Origin of the sequence: Thiocystis violacea, from assembly GCF_016583575.1 — a bacterium.
In the GTDB taxonomy this organism is placed as follows: Bacteria; Pseudomonadota; Gammaproteobacteria; order Chromatiales; family Chromatiaceae; genus Thiocystis; species Thiocystis violacea.
The window spans coordinates 1-14,579 of record NZ_NRRG01000044.1 but is presented as its reverse complement, the minus strand read 5'-3'; the positions used below and the strand labels follow the sequence as shown (position 1 = coordinate 14,579).

Genomic DNA, 14,579 nt, shown 5'->3' with positions numbered 1-14,579 from the left:
CGGCGGATGATCGCGCGCCAGGGAGGGTCGGCTGATGTGGGCTGATATCATTCTGTCGGAAGTCCTCGACCGGGAATCCACCAAGGCGCGCATGCGCGATTACAAGGGCACGCTCCCGTTGATCCACCGGTTCGCGGATGTCCTCATCATCCTGGCCAGTCTCTGGCTCGCCGCTCTGCTGACGGGCGCTGGGGCCTCCGTGCCGATCATCACCGCGGGACTGATCGGGGTCGTTCTGTTCAATCTCGTGGCGGACGCCAAGAACCTTTACCGGCCCTGGCGAACCGAATCGATTCGCGCGGAGATCGGGGCCACGACCGAAGCCTGGCTTGGGGTGACGGGGATTTCGCTGGTCGCGGTGTACGTACAGCAGGATGCGATCGGCTATCCGCCCATGACCCTATTGTCCTGGTTTCTGATCGCCCTCGTCGCGCTCAACGCCTGGCGGTTCGCCGTGCGCCGTTCACTGCGCTGGGCGCGCGCGCGTGGCTACAACAGGCAACGCCTGGCGATCGCGGGCAGCGGCGAACTCGCCAAGCACGTCGCGCGTACCGCCTCGGACAATACCTGGATGGGATTCAGCATCCTGGGTCTGTTCGACGATGGCGACCGGGACGCGGCCCTGCCTCTGGTCAGCTCCAGGACGCGAGGCTCGCTGGATCGCCTGGTCCAGCTCGCCCGCGCCGGTGAACTCGACGTGGTCTACATCGCCCTGCCGCCGGGTCGCGCCGAGCGTCGGATCAACACCCTGGTGCGCCAGCTCGCCGACAGCACCACCTCCGTCTATCTGGTCCAGGATCGGCGCTCGCGCGCGCCCGATGGGGAACAGGGGTCGCGTCAGATCCTGCCCGACCTTGGGCGTGTCGATGTTCTGCATCGCCGCTGCGTGGATGTGAATGGCCTCAAGATCGTCAGCGTCTACGAAAGCCCCTTCCAGGGACCGAGCGCCTGGCTCAAGCGGCTCGAGGATCTCGCCGTCGGCAGCGTCGCCCTGCTCCTGCTGGCGCTTCCGATGTTGGCGATCGCCATCGGCGTCAAGCTCTCCGGACCAGGACCGGCGATTTTCATGCAGCGCCGCTATGGGCTCGACGGCAAGGAGATCACGGTCTGGAAGTTCCGCACCATGCGCGTGTGCGAGGACGGAGGTCGCGTGATCCAGGCCCGCAAGGGCGACTCACGGGTGACGCCTTTCGGCGAATTCCTGCGCCGGACATCACTGGATGAACTGCCTCAGTTCATCAATGTGGTTCAGGGATCGATGTCCATCGTCGGCCCAAGGCCGCACGCGGTCGCGCATAACGAACACTACCGGGGTCTCATCGGAGGCTACATGTTGCGACACAAGGTCAAACCGGGCATCACGGGCTGGGCGCAGGTCAACGGCTGGCGTGGCGAGACCGAATCGATCGACAAGATGGGTCGACGGGTCGATTTCGATCTGGACTATATCCGCAATTGGTCGGTCTGGCTGGACATCCGGATCATCCTCCTGACCTTCCTTCACGGCTTCAGTCACAGGAACGCGTACTGAAGCCTCCCGCGGCCGAAGCCCTTCGGGCTTCCCGGTCGCCGCCGAACAAGCGCCTGTAGTTATCCTGCGTGACGGCGGCGACCTGCTCGGGATCCAGGCCGCGAATCTCGCCGAGGCAGGCGGCGATCCGCCCCAGATAGCTGGGTTCGTTGGATTTTCCGCGATAAGGAACAGGCGCCAGATAGGGCGAGTCGGTCTCGATCAACAGACGATCGAGCGGCACCTGGCGCGCCACCTCGCGGAGCGCCTCGGCGCTCTTGAAGGTGAGGATGCCGGAGAAGGAGACGAAGAATCCGAGATCCAGGCCCTGTCTGGCCATCTCCCAGGTCTCGGTGAAGCAGTGCAGCACGCCGCCGGTCTCGTCCGCGCCTTCTTCCCGAAGGAGACGAATGGTGTCCTCGCGGGCCTCGCGGGTATGGATGATCAGCGGCTTGCGACAGATCCTAGCGGCGGCGATATGGGTGCGGAAGCGATCCTGCTGGCCGCTCGGGTCGCCTTCGAGACGGTAGTAATCCAGACCGGTCTCGCCGATGGCGACCACGCGCGGATCCGACGCGAGATCGACCAGTCGCTCGACGCTCGGCTCGATGCCGCCGTCCTCGTTCGGGTGCACGCCCACGGAGAGATCCACCGTCGGGTAGGGATCGACCAGGCGGCGCATCGCCGGATAGTGATCCAGATCGATGGCGACACAGAGCATCCGAACGACGCCGGCCTCGGCGCATCCGCGCATCATGCGGTCGAAGTCGCCGCCATGGCGCTTGAGGTCCACGCGGTCGAGATGGCAGTGTGAATCGATCAGCATGGGTTTGGCTACAAGGTGTGGTTGGCTACATGGTGTGGGTCGGTCGCTCGGAACTGTGCGACCCGGCCAGATAGTCCTCGATCTTACGCCGCGCCGCGCCCTTGTCCTGGTCGCTGAACTGGACGCCCACGCCGATGGACCGATTGCCCTCGGCGCCGGGCGGGGTCAACCAGACCACCTTGCCGGCCACCGGGATGCGATCCGACTCCTCCATCAACTGGAGCAGCAGAAAGATCTCGTCACCAAGCTGGTAATTCTTGGTGGTCGGAATGAAGAGGCCGCCATTCTTGATGAAGGGCATGAAGGAGGCGTAGAGGGCGCTTCGGTCCTTGATGGCGAAGCTGAGGATCCGCTGTTGTCCACCCAAACCGCCGAGAGAATTCATGGGCGTGCTCATGAGACAGGCTCTCCAGTCGTCGCCGCCTGGGTGATCCGGAACCAGTCGATGGCCAGGGATTCCAACAGCAGCTGTTGATTCAGGTTGGTCTCGGCCAGGGCGCGTCCCGCGAGTACATCCTTGAGGAAGCGATGCCCGGCCGCCGGCTCGATCCGGCGGGCCAGATCGGCCAGGGCCGCGTATTGATCCGGGTTTTCGAGTCTGACCGGTTCGTCGCTCACCATCAACCGCAGCAGGTCACAGATCCAGCCGGAGAGCCAGTCGAGAAGGCGCGCGGAGCCGAGCGCGTTCCAGGCCGCCGCCTCCGCGACCGGATCCTTTCGACCCGAGGCGATCGCGAGGAACCCCGCCAGACGCTGGCGACGCTGTTCCAGCAAGGCTTCGTCGGGCTCGGTGAGGGCGCGCAGCGGGGCGCCATGCGCGAGTCTCAGTCGCAACGCCCAGTCATCGCGCGCCTGCCGGGCCTCCAGCCAGCGCAGGGCGTCCGCTTCCTCAGGAACAGCCACCTTGATATGCAGGCAGCGACTGCGGATGGTCGCGGGTAGCTGACCGATCCGTTCGCCGATCAGACAGAGGATGCTTTGTCCGGTGGGTTCCTCAAGCGTCTTGAGCAAGGCGTTGGCGGCCGCCGGATTGAGCTTGTCGGCCGGGTCGATCAGGGCGACCTTCCAGTCGGCGCGGCTGGGCGTCAGGGATTCGCGCTCGTTGAAGAGGCGCACCGCCGCGATCGGGATGTCGCCCGATTTGCTTTCGGGATCCGGCCCGACCCGCACGAGATCCGGGTGATTGCCCGCCGCCAGCAGACGGCAGTCCGCGCACAGCCCGCAAGCCCGGCCCCGCTCCACCGGGCTCCGACAGAGCAGCGAACGCGCCAGGGCTTCCGCGAGATGGCGCTTGCCGACACCTCTCGGCCCCGAGATCAGGAGGGCGTGAGCGAGGCGGTTCGCCGCGCGGGCGGCCTGGAGCCTGGACCAGATCGTCTCGGTCCAGGGAAAGGAGGCATCGACCGGGATCGCCGGAGGGCTGGCGGTATCGGAGGCGCTCACGGGCGAGCCCTGGTCCGTTCGATGAAGGCTAGGGCCTCATCGCGGATCCGTCGGGTCACCTCGTCCATCGGGGCCGTGGCATCCAGCAGACGATAGCGTTGCGGCCGGGCGCGGGCGCGCTCGAGATAGACCGCGCGGACGGCCTCGAAGAAGCGCTGGGTCTCGGACTCGAAGCGATCCGTCCTACCCGCCCGAGACCTGGCGCGCTCCAGCCCCAAGGCCGGCGGCAGATCGAACACCAGGGTCAGATCCGGTCGCAGACCGCCCTGCACCAGATCCTCAAGCACCGCGATCCGCGCCGGATCGACCCCACGGCCGCCACCCTGATAGGCATAGGTGGCGTCCGTGAAGCGATCGCAAATCACCCAACGGCCGGCCGCCAGCGCCGGACAAATTTTCTTTTCCAGATGCTCGGCTCGCGCGGCGAACATCAGGAGCAGTTCCGCCGTCTCGCTCATGCCGGCGTTGTCCGGGTCCAGCAGCAGGGTGCGCAGACGCTCGGCGATCGGGGATCCGCCAGGTTCGCGGGTCGTGACCACCTCCAATCCCTGTTCGCGCAGACAACTGGCCAGGGGTTCCACCTGGCTCGACTTGCCGGCCCCCTCGATGCCTTCGAGGGTGATGAAGCGTCCGGGTGTCGGCTTGTCCATCATGGCCCCTGATTCAGGATGTAGCGGCGCACGGCCTGGTTGTGCTCGTCGAGCGTCCTGGAGAACACATGGCCCCCGTCACCCCTGGCGACGAAATAGAGAAGATCGCCCTCCTCCGGGCGCAGGGCCGCGCGGATCGCCTCGCGACCCACTAGGGCGATGGGCGTCGGCGGCAAGCCATCGATGACATAGGTGTTATAGGGCGTCGCCTCTCGAAGGTCGGCGCGGCGGATATTGCCATCGAAGCGCTCGCCCATCCCATAGATCACGGTCGGATCGGTCTGGAGCCGCATGCCCTTTTGCAATCGTCGGACGAAGACACCCCCGATCCGGGGACGCTCGTCCGGCAAGGCGGTTTCCTTCTCGATGATGGAGGCGAGGATCAGCGCCTCGTAGGGAGTCTGGATCGGCAGGTTCGGGGCACGTTGCTCCCACTCCTCGGCCAGGACGCCATCCAGACGCTCCATGGCACGCTTGAGGATGTCCATTCCTGTCGTCTGGCGCGGGAAACGATAGGTGTCGGGAAAGAAACGACCCTCCGGATGCTCGCCGGAGCGACCAAGCCGGCTCATCAGTTCCTCGTCGGAGAGACTCGCGAGATTGGCGCCGCCGAAGACCTCGTGGGCGTCGATGACGGCCAGCGCCTGGCGAAAGGTGCGTCCCTCCACCAGGGTCACCGAGTATTCGACCACCCGTCCGGAGATCAGGCGGGCCAGAACCTCCGGTGGGGTCATCCCAGACGTCAAGGCATACTCACCGGCCTTGAGGCGGGACTGATCGCCCTGGAGATAGGCCATGGCGGTGAAATAATAGGGATGGTCGAGGAGACCCTGCTCGGTCATCCGATTGGCCAGCGCCCGCAGCGAGGTTCCTTTCTGGACATCCAGGATAACCCCCGCCTCGGGGCCTTGAATCGGCATGTTCAGGAAGCATCGATAATCGCGCCACAGGGCACCGCTCAGAACACCGATGGAGAAAACCAGCAGGAGTAAACCGATACGCCCTATCATCTGTCAATCAACCCGGAGTGCGTGCCGCCTGATACAGCGTGGTGAGTAGGCCCCAGGGAAGGCTTCCCAGATCGAAACGCCGACCCTGAAGTTCTCTCACAGGCCAAACGCCGATAACCGCATTGGTGAGAAACAGCCCCTGGGACTGGTCCAGCGCGCCGCGATCGAGCCGGGTGACCAGACAATCGACCGAGGCCCTGGCGGCCAGTTCGAGCGTGAGACCGCGAATGGTTCCGGCGATGCCGCCCTGATCGACCGGCGGCGTCAGCAGACGCGAGCCGTCCCACGAAAACACATTGGTCATGGTCCCACCGACCAGGCTTCCCGACGCATCGAACATGAGACCTTCCGCGATCGCCGGGTCGCACCACTCGGCGCGGGCCAGGACGGAATCCAGTCGGTTGAGATGCTTGATGCCGGCAAGCGCCGGATTGATGGAGGCCGGGGTCTGACAGTAGCGCGCGATCACGCCTTCACGCCAGAGGTGTTCCTGATCGGACACCAGCGAATAGGCCATGAGCAGGCGCGTCGACAGGGCCGGTTCCGGTGGTCGATAGCCACGCCCGCCGCCACCACGCGACAGGATGATCTTCAATATCCCATCACCCCGCCCGCGAGAAACCTCCGCGGCCTCCGCCGAGAGAACCGCCGTGTCGGGCATCGGAATTCCGAGCCGCTCGGCGCCGAGGGAGAGCCGGTTCAGGTGTCTCGACCACTGGCAGGGACGACCATAACTGACGCGGACGGTCTCGAACAGACCGTCACCATAATGCAGGCCCCGGTCGAGAACCGAGATCCGATCACCCGCCTGACCATCGATCAGAATCCTCGATGGCCAGCCGATTCGGTTGCTTGATCCCACGCGACTAGCCGCGGCCTGGCGATCCGCTCTCGCGGTCGCTGGTCCGCATCAGGGACGACGGAAGATCAGTGTTCCGTTCGTACCACCGAAGCCGAAGGAATTGGAGAGCGCGATATCGATCTCCATCTCCCGCGCCACGTTGGGCACGCAGTCGAGATCGCAGTCCGGATCCGGCGTGTGGTAGTTGATGGTGGGCGGCGCGGTCTGATCGCGGATGGCCAGGATGGTGAAAATGGCCTCCGCCCCACCGGCCGCGCCCAGCATGTGCCCGGTCATGGACTTGGTCGAACTGACCGCCAGCTTGTAGGCATGGTCGCCGAACGCCCGCTTGATCGCCATGGTCTCGGCGATGTCGCCGGCCGGGGTCGCGGTGCCGTGGGCATTGATGTACTTCACCTGCTCCTTGTTCAGACCCGCGTCATTGAGGGCGAGGAGCATGCAATCGCAGGCGCCCTCGCCAGTCTCCGAGGGAGCGGTCATATGGTAGGCATCGGAATTCATGCCGAAGCCGACCAGTTCGGCGTAGATGTTGGCACCACGCGCCACGGCGCGTTCGTACTCTTCCAGCACCACGACACCGGCCCCGTCGCTCAGCACGAAACCATCGCGCTCCTTGTCGAATGGACGGCTCGCCCCCTGGGGATCCTCGTTGCGCGTCGAGAGGGCGCGCGCGGCGGCGAAGCCACCGAGTCCAACCGGCGAGGTCGCCATCTCGGCACCGCCCGCGATCATGACGTCCACGTAGCCGTGGCGGATCATGATGGCCGCCTCGCCGATGTTGTGCGTGGCCGTGCTACAGGCCGAGACGATCGAATAGTTAGGCCCCTTGAGCCCGAACTTGATCGAGAGATTGCCGGCCACCATGTTGATGATATTGGCCGGAACGAAGAACGGCGAAATCCGACGTGGACCCTTGTCGCGATAGGCCTGGTAGTTGTTCTCGATCCCGGTGATGCCGCCGATGCCAGATCCGATGGCGACGCCGATGCGCCGACAGTTGGAATCGTCGATCTCCAGTCCGGCGTCCGCGATGGCCTGACAGCCCGCCGCCATGCCGTAATGGATGAACTTATCCATTTTCTTGGCTTCTTTTTCCGAGATATAGGGACTCGGATCGAAGCCATAGATGGGCCCACCGAAGCGGGTACTGAACGGTTCGATATCGAAATGGGTGATCGGTTTGATACCGCTCTTTCCGGCGAGGATGTTGTCCCACGCGGACTTCACGTCGAGCCCAACCGGCGCCACAAGGCCTAATCCGGTGACTACTACCCTTCTGCCTGCCATCGCTTACCTCTATCGTTCAGAACGCCACGTTCGACGAGCCCATGCCGCGCCCTCTTCCACACCTGGTGCATGGCGCCTGGCGTAAAATCTGTCCTGGCCGCTGATTCAGGCCTGGTGCGCGTTGATGTAATCGATGGCCTGTTGGACCGTGGTGATCTTCTCGGCGTCTTCGTCCGGAATTTCGGTCTCGAATTCTTCTTCGAGGGCCATGACCAGTTCCACTGTGTCGAGGGAATCCGCGCCCAGATCGTCGACGAAGGACGCCTCGGCGGTGACCTCTTCTTCCTTCACGCCCAATTGCTCGACCACGATTTTGCGAACTCGATCTTCAACGCTGCTCATAGGATTGATTCCTCCGAATGACAAAAATTGGCCCTCGCTGGACCACGGCGTATTCTAGTGACAAACGAGGTCCGATGAAAGCCGAGATATCCAGCGGCGATCATCATTTAAAAAACTGATTTGCAAGCGATATTTGCCTTGAATCAGCGGATCTCACGCCATGTGCATGCCGCCGTTGACATGCAGTGTCTCGCCCGTGATGTAGGCGCCGCCGGGCGAGGCCAGGAAAACCACGGTACTCGCGATCTCTTCCGGCTGGCCCAGACGACCGAGCGGGATGGCGCCGAGCAGGCTGTTACGTTGCGCCTCGGGCAGATCGCGAGTCATGTCGGTGTCGATGAATCCCGGCGCGACACAGTTGACCGTGATGGAGCGCGAACCGACCTCGCGCGCCAGGGATTTGGTGAAGCCCATCATCCCGGCCTTGGCGGCCGCGTAGTTGGTTTGACCGGCATTGCCCATGGCACCGACCACCGAGGCGATATTGATGATGCGCCCCTTGCGAGCCTTGGTCATGCCGCGCAGACAGCCCTTCGAGAGCCGGTAAAGCGAGGTCAGATTGGTGTCGATCACCGCGCTCCATTCCTCGTCCTTCATGCGCATCAGGAGATTGTCGCGCGTGATGCCGGCGTTGTTGACCAGAATGGTCGGCACGCCTAGTCGCTCCGTGACCTGAGCGAGGGCCGCGTCGACCGAGGCCTGATCCGAGACGTTCAGCACCAGACCCACGCCCCGGTAGCCCGCGTCGGCGAGCGCCTTCTCGATCCCCTGGGCGCCCGCCTCGGTGGTCGCCGTACCCGCGACCGCCGCGCCCTGCGCGGCCAGCGCCATGGCGATGGCACGCCCGATTCCACGCGAGGCACCGGTCACCAGCGCGATTTCATTGTTAAGCATGTGCGGTTTTCTCCAGTGCCGCTTCCAGCGTCTTCGGATCGAAGACCGGCAGCGTCGTCATGGTGTCGGCGATTCGCTTGCAGAGTCCGGCGAGAACTTTTCCCGGTCCGCATTCGATCGCGGTATCAAGGCCTTGCGCCGCCACGAACTCGACCGTCTCCACCCAGCGAACCGGCTGATGGAGTTGCTGGACCAGCCGATCGCGCAAGGTCTCGATGCTGTCGGCCGCCGTGACGCTGACGTTGTGAATGACGGGCACGCCTGGCAGGGTCAACGCGACATCGGCCAGGCGTTCGGCCAGGCGCTCGGCGGCGGGGCGCATGAGGGCGCAGTGCGAGGGCACGCTGACCGGCAGCGGCAAGGCGCGTTTGGCGCCGGCCGCCTTCGCCGCCTCGATGGCGCGCGCGACCGCCGCCGCCTCGCCCGCGATCACGACCTGGCCCGGCGAGTTGAAATTGACCGCCGCGAGCACCGCGCCCTGGGCCTGGTCCTCGCAGAGCGCGACCACCTGGGCGTCGGTCAGCCCCAGAACGGCCGCCATGGCGCCTTCTCCGGCCGGAACCGCCTCCTGCATGAAGCGGGCGCGATCCGCGGCCAGCCGAACGCCATCGGCGAAGCCCATGGCCCCGGCCGCGACCAGGGCCGCGTATTCACCAAGACTGTGACCAGCCATCAGGGTCACCGGCCGACCGCCAGCTTGCCGCCAGACACGCCAGACGGCGACGCCGGCCGCCAGCATGGCGGGCTGCGTGTTCTCGGTGCGGTCCAGGGCCTCTTTCGGACCCTGGCTGACCAGACGCCAAAGATCCTGACCCAAGGCGTCGGAGGCCTCCTCGAAGGTCTGTCGGACAGACGGATGGGTCTCGGCGAGCGCGTCGAGCATGCCGACCGCCTGCGAGCCTTGCCCTGGGAAGAAAACGGCGAGTTGTTGTGTCATTGGAAACCGTGGTGATGCGTTCGCGCGAAGGCGTTGGTTTCAGTAGCGGATCAGGACCGAGCCCCAGGTGAAGCCACCACCGAAGGCTTCCATCAGGAGCGTCTCGCCGCGCTGGATCCGGCCATCGCGAACCGCCTGATCGAAGGCCAGCGGGATGGAGGCCGAGGAGGTGTTGCCATGCTCGCCAACCGTGACGATCACGCGCTCCATCGGCAGATCGAGCTTGCGGGCGGTGGCCTGAATGATGCGGATGTTGGCCTGATGCGGAATCAGCCAGTCGATATCGGCCTTGGTCAGTCCGTTGGCCTCAAGCGTCTCCTCGACGATGCGACCGAGGGTGGTGACGGCGAAGCGGAAAACCTCGTTACCCTTCATTTCCAGGAAGGCGAGATCCGGCCGACCGTTGCCGTGGCCACCAGGGACTTGCAGCAAATCCTTGTAGGCGCCGTCGGCATGGATGTGACTGGAGACGATGCCGGGCTCATCGGCGGCCCCGAGCACCACGGCTCCGGCGCCATCCCCGAAGAGGACGCAGGTGGTCCGATCGTTCCAGTCGAGAATCCGCGAGATGGTCTCGGAGCCGACCACGAGGGCATGTTTGGCCACGCCCGCGCGGATGTATTTGTCGGCCACGTCCATGGCATAGACGAATCCGGTACAGACCGCCTGGAGGTCGAACGCCGGGCAGCCATGCACGTCCAGCCGTTGCTGCAACAGACAGGCCGTGCTCGGAAAGACCTGATCGGGCGTGGTGGTCGCGACCACGATGAGATCGAGTTCGGACGCCTGGATACCGGCCGCTTCCAGCGCCTTGCGCGAGGCCGCCTCGGCCAGATCGCAGCAGGTCTCGCCTTCCGAGACCAGGTGGCGCTTCTCGATCCCCGTGCGCTCACTGATCCAGGCGGCGGTGGTATCGACGATCGATTCAAGATCGGCGTTGGTCACGACCCGCGCGGGGAGATGACCGCCGGTCCCGAGGATACGGGAGAATTTCATCAGGCCGATTCCCTGTACTGTCCGCTGTCCAGATGCCTGCCGACCTGCTCGCTGATACGATGCGGGATGTTGGCGAGAATCTCCTTCTCGGCGATGTAGATCGCGTTCTCGAACGCCATCTCGTCCGCTCCGCCATGACTCTTGATCACGATGCCACGCAAACCGAGCAGGCTCGCCCCGTTGTATCGCCTGGGATCCATGGTGCGACGGAAATTCTTGAGAATCGGCAGTGCCGCGAGTCCGGCCAGGCGCGTGAACCAGGTTCGCTTGAACTGACTGGTCAGCGAATGACGCACGAACTTGGCGACGCCCTCGCTGCATTTGAGCGCCACGTTTCCGACGAAGCCGTCGGTGACGACCAGATCGACATCGTCCAGGAAGATTCCGTCGCCCTCGATGTAGCCGACGTAGTTCAGGCCACTGCGAACCAGGAGATCGTTGGCCCGCTTCACCTGCTCGTTGCCCTTGATCTCTTCCTGACCGATGTTGAGAAGCGCCACCCGGGGCTTGGCGATGCCGTCGACGGCCGATACCAGTTCGCTCCCCATCACCGCGAACTGGAAGAGATGGTCGGCCGTGCAATCCACGTTCGCGCCCAGATCCAGCATATGGGTGTGACCGAAGAGCGAGGGCACGGCCGTGATGATGGCCGGACGATCCACATGCGGCAGCATCTTGAGCACGAAGCGCGCGGTCGCCATCAGGGCACCCGTGTTACCGGCGCTGACACAGGCGTGGGCCTCGCCGTCCTTGACCAGATCGATGGCCACGCGCATGGACGAGTCTTTCTTGCCCCGGAGCGCCCTGGACGGCGATTCGTCCATGGCCACTTCCTGGGTCGTCGGGTGAATCCGCAGCCGCTCCCGCGAGGCGTCACCGAGATATTCCGCGATGCGCTCGTCGTTGCCGACCAGGATCAGGTCGACGTGAGGATTGTCCGCCAGGTAACGCAGTGCCGCCGGAATCACGACCCGAGGTCCGTGATCGCCACCCATGACATCCAGAGCGATGGTGCATCTTGGCTTCATGGGTTTGCCGGAAACGCGACGCCCGCCCGTGGAACGGACAATACTGAAGCGGCCAGGGGTTTTCACTCAGCCTTGTCCACGACCTTGCGACCGCGATAGAAACCGTCGGCCGTGACATGGTGGCGACGGTGAGTCTCGCCACTCGTGGGGTCGACCGATAGGGTTGGCTTGGTCAGTGCGTCGTGGGAGCGACGCATGCCGCGCTTGGAGGGTGTTTTTCGATTTTGTTGGACGGCCATTCTTATCTCCAGGAACAGAGTTCGCGCCGAGTTAAGGTCAGCGAACCCGGATGTTGTTTAAAACCAAGCGTCTTGCCGACGCGACCGAGCAAGGCCAGGCGAGCCTGGAATCTCACTTTTCCCGCCTCAAGGTTTCCAGGATCGCGAAGGGGTTGGGCGGCCCGCCCGAATCGACGGAATCATCCGCCCCGTCCGCCCCCGACGCCAAGCCTCGATCGGAAGCCAGAAAATTCGCGTCCTCCGACGCATCGGGAAATCCGCAGCCCCCCAAGGCATGCCGCGGAAAAGGCGGAATCGCGAGCAGCAACTCATCCTCGATCAGATCGATCGGCTGTATGGAATCATCACTGACGACCAGGGGATCGAAATCGGCATCAAGCGCGGCGGCAGCCTCGTCCGTGCGCACCAGCACCAGCCGTAGCGGCGACTCGACGTCGATCCGGACATCGCTCAGGCAGCGCTGGCATGGAAGTCTCAGCCGCGACCGAACCAGACCATGCACAACCGGACGCCCCTCGACATCCCGCTCGAACACCACACGATAATCGACCCGGGTGACGTACTCGCCGTCATCGGGGATCACCACGGCCTTCAATCTCGGGAGCGCTTCTAGGGACAGCACGCCGTCGAACGCAAGACCGTTCTTGACGGCACGCCAAGGGTCGATGTGATCAGGTAAGTCAGCCGACATAAGCGCGCAACGGTAACCGATCGACGCCGCTGTCGTCAATCGGATCGGCCTTGTCCCTGTCGCGCGCCACTTGGCCCCGCAAAAAAAATCCCCCGCTTACTTCACCGGAGTCGAGGGTGAAGTGGCGGGGGAAGTTCGAGTATTACCGCACTCTATCGCGGGCTGGAAGCCCGCCCACGCCCGGTTGATTTCCCTTGCCGAAACCGGATCGAGAAAACATTCCGGGGCGTGGCGCGCGATTTTTTGATATTCAGCCTCGGATTCAGTGTTGGTCCGAATGCTTCTCCTCGTCTTCTTCTCTTATTGTTCTAGTGTTCCGAGGCGAGTCCAGGTTCAGCAAGCGATCAGGAATGCCTTACACCATGGATCTCGGTGCCGAGCCTCGAACCCTGGCCACGGGCGCGGAGAGCGGTCGACAGCCTCGGAGACTGGCCCTGGGGAATACCCCGCACGGGTAAATCGAACACCGCCCAGTGATTCGCGGATGCGGCCTCACGCCAGCGAACCGCCTCGTCCTTGACCAGATTGGACACGGAGTTGGGTATGCCGGGTATGGACTTGGCTTCTGCGTTATCGATTGTCATCGGATGTCTCGAGTCTCTGTGTGGACAAGCATTGCAAGTGACCCAGTCGACGCTGCAATCACTGAGTCCTCGCTTCCGTGCTCGGCCTGATCGCCGAGAGGCGATGAAATCCTTAGGCTGGATAGGGACAGGGCGATCGGTACATCAAGCCCCTGTATGGGGAGAGGATATTAGACGAGCCGTGCGAGACGAGGTATCCGTAGGACCACTCAATTCGTTCCGGCTAATAAAGCGGAACCAAGGGCCGATCGCACCCTTGGAAGGTGACGGGAACAGCGGGTGATTCAGGGCAAGCGCGACGTCAGGCGACTGAATTCAAGAATGGACCTTGACTGCCTTGAGCGTCCGCGGGATTGCCCGCGACCGCTCAGTCACCGACGGCGCGCGCGGCCACGACCGATTGACACACCGCCGACATCCGGCACAGTTCCGCGAGATTGCCCGCGCCCATCTTCTCCATCATCCGGGCGCGGTGATTCTCCACGGTGCGCGGACTGATCCCGAGCTGACGGGCGACATCCTTGTTCGTCAAACCGCGCGTGGTCAGGGTCAGCACCTCATGCTCGCGCGGGGTCAACTGACGGAAGCGATCCAGAATGTCATGCTCGGTCGCCGCCTCGTCGCGTCGACGACGGTCCTCGGCGAAGGCATCCTCGATGCGTTGCAGCAGGGTCTCGGTGCTGGCCGGCTTTTCGAGAAAATCGATCGCCCCGCCCTGGATGGCGCGGACCGTGGTTGGAACATCGCCGAAGGCGGATAAAAAAATGATCGGCAGCAGCGAACCGCGCTCCAGGAGCACGCTCTGCAAGTCCAACCCCGTCATTTCAGGCATGCGGTGATCGAGCACCAGACAGCCGCGTTCGCCGGGCGAAAAGACATCGAGGAATTCGCCCGGCGAGGCGAAACTCCTGACCCGATAGCCGGCCAGTTCCAGAATGAGTGTCAGCGAATCGCGCATTCCCGGATCGTCATCCACCAGAAAAACGGTTTGGGCCTCGGTCACGGATCGATCTCCTAATATGTGGCTGAGGGCTCGAGTTTCGAAAGGCATTCTTACCCATGGCTCAAGACCGATGCTCGCGGCTTGACCAGGCGATCCTCGGCAGCCCGATAATCCTTGTCAAAATTCGATTCAGCGGCTGAATATAACTATCTGATGTTACGCAGCCGCCGCTTTCAAGCGCCTGAGTTCGCCGAAAGCATGCTGAAGCGCCTCGACATAGAGCTTCGCGCGGAGTGCGAAATGGTTGAGCTTGTGGGCCCGCTTGAGGCATTCGAGC

The 14,579-nt window shown here is 63.8% G+C and carries 16 protein-coding genes and 1 pseudogene; 1 reads left to right on the top strand and 16 read right to left on the bottom strand.

Annotation, left to right across the window (positions count from 1 at the left end; translation table 11 throughout):
• Window positions 1-34 precede the first annotated feature (34 nt).
• Window positions 35-1,531 (top strand): sugar transferase, encoded by a 1,497-nt coding sequence (locus CKO27_RS17930; RefSeq protein ID WP_200376291.1) that lies wholly within the window; start codon window positions 35-37, stop codon window positions 1,529-1,531.
• Here the strand turns inward: CKO27_RS17930 and CKO27_RS17925 are convergent.
• From CKO27_RS17925 to CKO27_RS24620, 16 genes and pseudogenes are all read right to left on the bottom strand, one after another.
• On the bottom strand, window positions 1,509-2,336 hold the full coding sequence (locus CKO27_RS17925) for a TatD family hydrolase (RefSeq protein ID WP_200376290.1): 828 nt from the start codon (window positions 2,334-2,336) through the stop codon (window positions 1,509-1,511). The genes CKO27_RS17930 and CKO27_RS17925 overlap by 23 nt on opposite strands.
• 25 nt (window positions 2,337-2,361) lie before the next feature.
• Window positions 2,362-2,733 carry a PilZ domain-containing protein gene (locus CKO27_RS17920; RefSeq protein WP_200376289.1) on the bottom strand — a complete coding sequence of 124 codons (372 nt, stop codon included), beginning with the start codon at window positions 2,731-2,733 and terminating at the stop codon, window positions 2,362-2,364.
• On the bottom strand, window positions 2,730-3,779 hold the full coding sequence (holB, locus tag CKO27_RS25210) for a DNA polymerase III subunit delta' (RefSeq protein WP_338116105.1): 1,050 nt from the start codon (window positions 3,777-3,779) through the stop codon (window positions 2,730-2,732). The genes CKO27_RS17920 and holB overlap by 4 nt, the downstream gene beginning before the upstream one ends.
• Complete coding sequence (gene tmk, locus CKO27_RS17910) at window positions 3,776-4,429, bottom strand: dTMP kinase (RefSeq protein ID WP_200376314.1); 654 nt, start codon at window positions 4,427-4,429, stop codon at window positions 3,776-3,778. Before tmk ends, holB begins: the two co-directional genes overlap by 4 nt.
• On the bottom strand, window positions 4,429-5,439 hold the full coding sequence (gene mltG, locus CKO27_RS17905; RefSeq protein WP_200376288.1) for an endolytic transglycosylase MltG: 1,011 nt from the start codon (window positions 5,437-5,439) through the stop codon (window positions 4,429-4,431). The genes tmk and mltG overlap by 1 nt, the downstream gene beginning before the upstream one ends.
• 7 nt (window positions 5,440-5,446) lie before the next feature.
• Entirely contained in the window at window positions 5,447-6,301 is an 855-nt protein-coding gene (pabC, locus tag CKO27_RS17900) for an aminodeoxychorismate lyase (protein ID WP_200376287.1), read from the bottom strand.
• Between the two features lie 48 nt (window positions 6,302-6,349).
• Entirely contained in the window at window positions 6,350-7,588 is a 1,239-nt protein-coding gene (fabF, locus tag CKO27_RS17895; protein WP_200376286.1) for a beta-ketoacyl-ACP synthase II, read from the bottom strand.
• A gap of 105 nt (window positions 7,589-7,693) precedes the next feature.
• Window positions 7,694-7,930 (bottom strand): acyl carrier protein, encoded by a 237-nt coding sequence (acpP, locus tag CKO27_RS17890; protein WP_043752991.1) that lies wholly within the window; start codon window positions 7,928-7,930, stop codon window positions 7,694-7,696.
• Between the two features lie 153 nt (window positions 7,931-8,083).
• Window positions 8,084-8,824, bottom strand: a complete 741-nt coding sequence (gene fabG, locus CKO27_RS17885) for a 3-oxoacyl-ACP reductase FabG (protein ID WP_200376285.1) — start codon at window positions 8,822-8,824, stop codon at window positions 8,084-8,086.
• The gene (fabD, locus tag CKO27_RS17880) at window positions 8,817-9,761 is read right to left on the bottom strand and encodes an ACP S-malonyltransferase (RefSeq protein WP_200376284.1); all 945 of its coding nucleotides are present in this window, start codon (window positions 9,759-9,761) and stop codon (window positions 8,817-8,819) included. Before fabD ends, fabG begins: the two co-directional genes overlap by 8 nt.
• 39 nt (window positions 9,762-9,800) lie before the next feature.
• Window positions 9,801-10,757 carry a beta-ketoacyl-ACP synthase III gene (locus tag CKO27_RS17875; protein ID WP_200376283.1) on the bottom strand — a complete coding sequence of 319 codons (957 nt, stop codon included), beginning with the start codon at window positions 10,755-10,757 and terminating at the stop codon, window positions 9,801-9,803.
• On the bottom strand, window positions 10,757-11,785 hold the full coding sequence (gene plsX, locus CKO27_RS17870; protein WP_200376282.1) for a phosphate acyltransferase PlsX: 1,029 nt from the start codon (window positions 11,783-11,785) through the stop codon (window positions 10,757-10,759). The genes CKO27_RS17875 and plsX overlap by 1 nt, the downstream gene beginning before the upstream one ends.
• Window positions 11,786-11,847: 62 nt before the next feature.
• Window positions 11,848-12,024 carry a 50S ribosomal protein L32 gene (rpmF, locus tag CKO27_RS17865; protein ID WP_200376281.1) on the bottom strand — a complete coding sequence of 59 codons (177 nt, stop codon included), beginning with the start codon at window positions 12,022-12,024 and terminating at the stop codon, window positions 11,848-11,850.
• 112 nt (window positions 12,025-12,136) lie between these two features.
• The gene (locus CKO27_RS17860; RefSeq protein WP_207280924.1) at window positions 12,137-12,610 is read right to left on the bottom strand and encodes a YceD family protein; all 474 of its coding nucleotides are present in this window, start codon (window positions 12,608-12,610) and stop codon (window positions 12,137-12,139) included.
• A gap of 1,056 nt (window positions 12,611-13,666) precedes the next feature.
• On the bottom strand, window positions 13,667-14,302 hold the full coding sequence (locus CKO27_RS17855) for a response regulator (protein ID WP_200376279.1): 636 nt from the start codon (window positions 14,300-14,302) through the stop codon (window positions 13,667-13,669).
• 156 nt (window positions 14,303-14,458) lie between these two features.
• Window positions 14,459-14,579 (bottom strand): annotated as a pseudogene (locus CKO27_RS24620) (IS701 family transposase); the annotation flags it as partial.

Excerpts from the sequence above, each read along its gene's own strand:
- CKO27_RS17930 (WP_200376291.1), top strand. The coding sequence starts at position 35 with ATGTGGGCTGATATCATTCTGTCGGAAGTCCTCGACCGGGAATCCACC.
- CKO27_RS17925 (WP_200376290.1), bottom strand. The coding sequence starts at position 2,336 with ATGCTGATCGATTCACACTGCCATCTCGACCGCGTGGACCTCAAGCGC.
- CKO27_RS17920 (WP_200376289.1), bottom strand. The coding sequence starts at position 2,733 with ATGAGCACGCCCATGAATTCTCTCGGCGGTTTGGGTGGACAACAGCGG.
- tmk (WP_200376314.1), bottom strand. The coding sequence starts at position 4,429 with ATGGACAAGCCGACACCCGGACGCTTCATCACCCTCGAAGGCATCGAG.
- mltG (WP_200376288.1), bottom strand. The coding sequence starts at position 5,439 with ATGATAGGGCGTATCGGTTTACTCCTGCTGGTTTTCTCCATCGGTGTT.
- fabF (WP_200376286.1), bottom strand. The coding sequence starts at position 7,588 with ATGGCAGGCAGAAGGGTAGTAGTCACCGGATTAGGCCTTGTGGCGCCG.
- acpP (WP_043752991.1), bottom strand. The coding sequence starts at position 7,930 with ATGAGCAGCGTTGAAGATCGAGTTCGCAAAATCGTGGTCGAGCAATTG.
- fabG (WP_200376285.1), bottom strand. The coding sequence starts at position 8,824 with ATGCTTAACAATGAAATCGCGCTGGTGACCGGTGCCTCGCGTGGAATC.
- fabD (WP_200376284.1), bottom strand. The coding sequence starts at position 9,761 with ATGACACAACAACTCGCCGTTTTCTTCCCAGGGCAAGGCTCGCAGGCG.
- CKO27_RS17875 (WP_200376283.1), bottom strand. The coding sequence starts at position 10,757 with ATGAAATTCTCCCGTATCCTCGGGACCGGCGGTCATCTCCCCGCGCGG.
- plsX (WP_200376282.1), bottom strand. The coding sequence starts at position 11,785 with ATGAAGCCAAGATGCACCATCGCTCTGGATGTCATGGGTGGCGATCAC.
- rpmF (WP_200376281.1), bottom strand. The coding sequence starts at position 12,024 with ATGGCCGTCCAACAAAATCGAAAAACACCCTCCAAGCGCGGCATGCGT.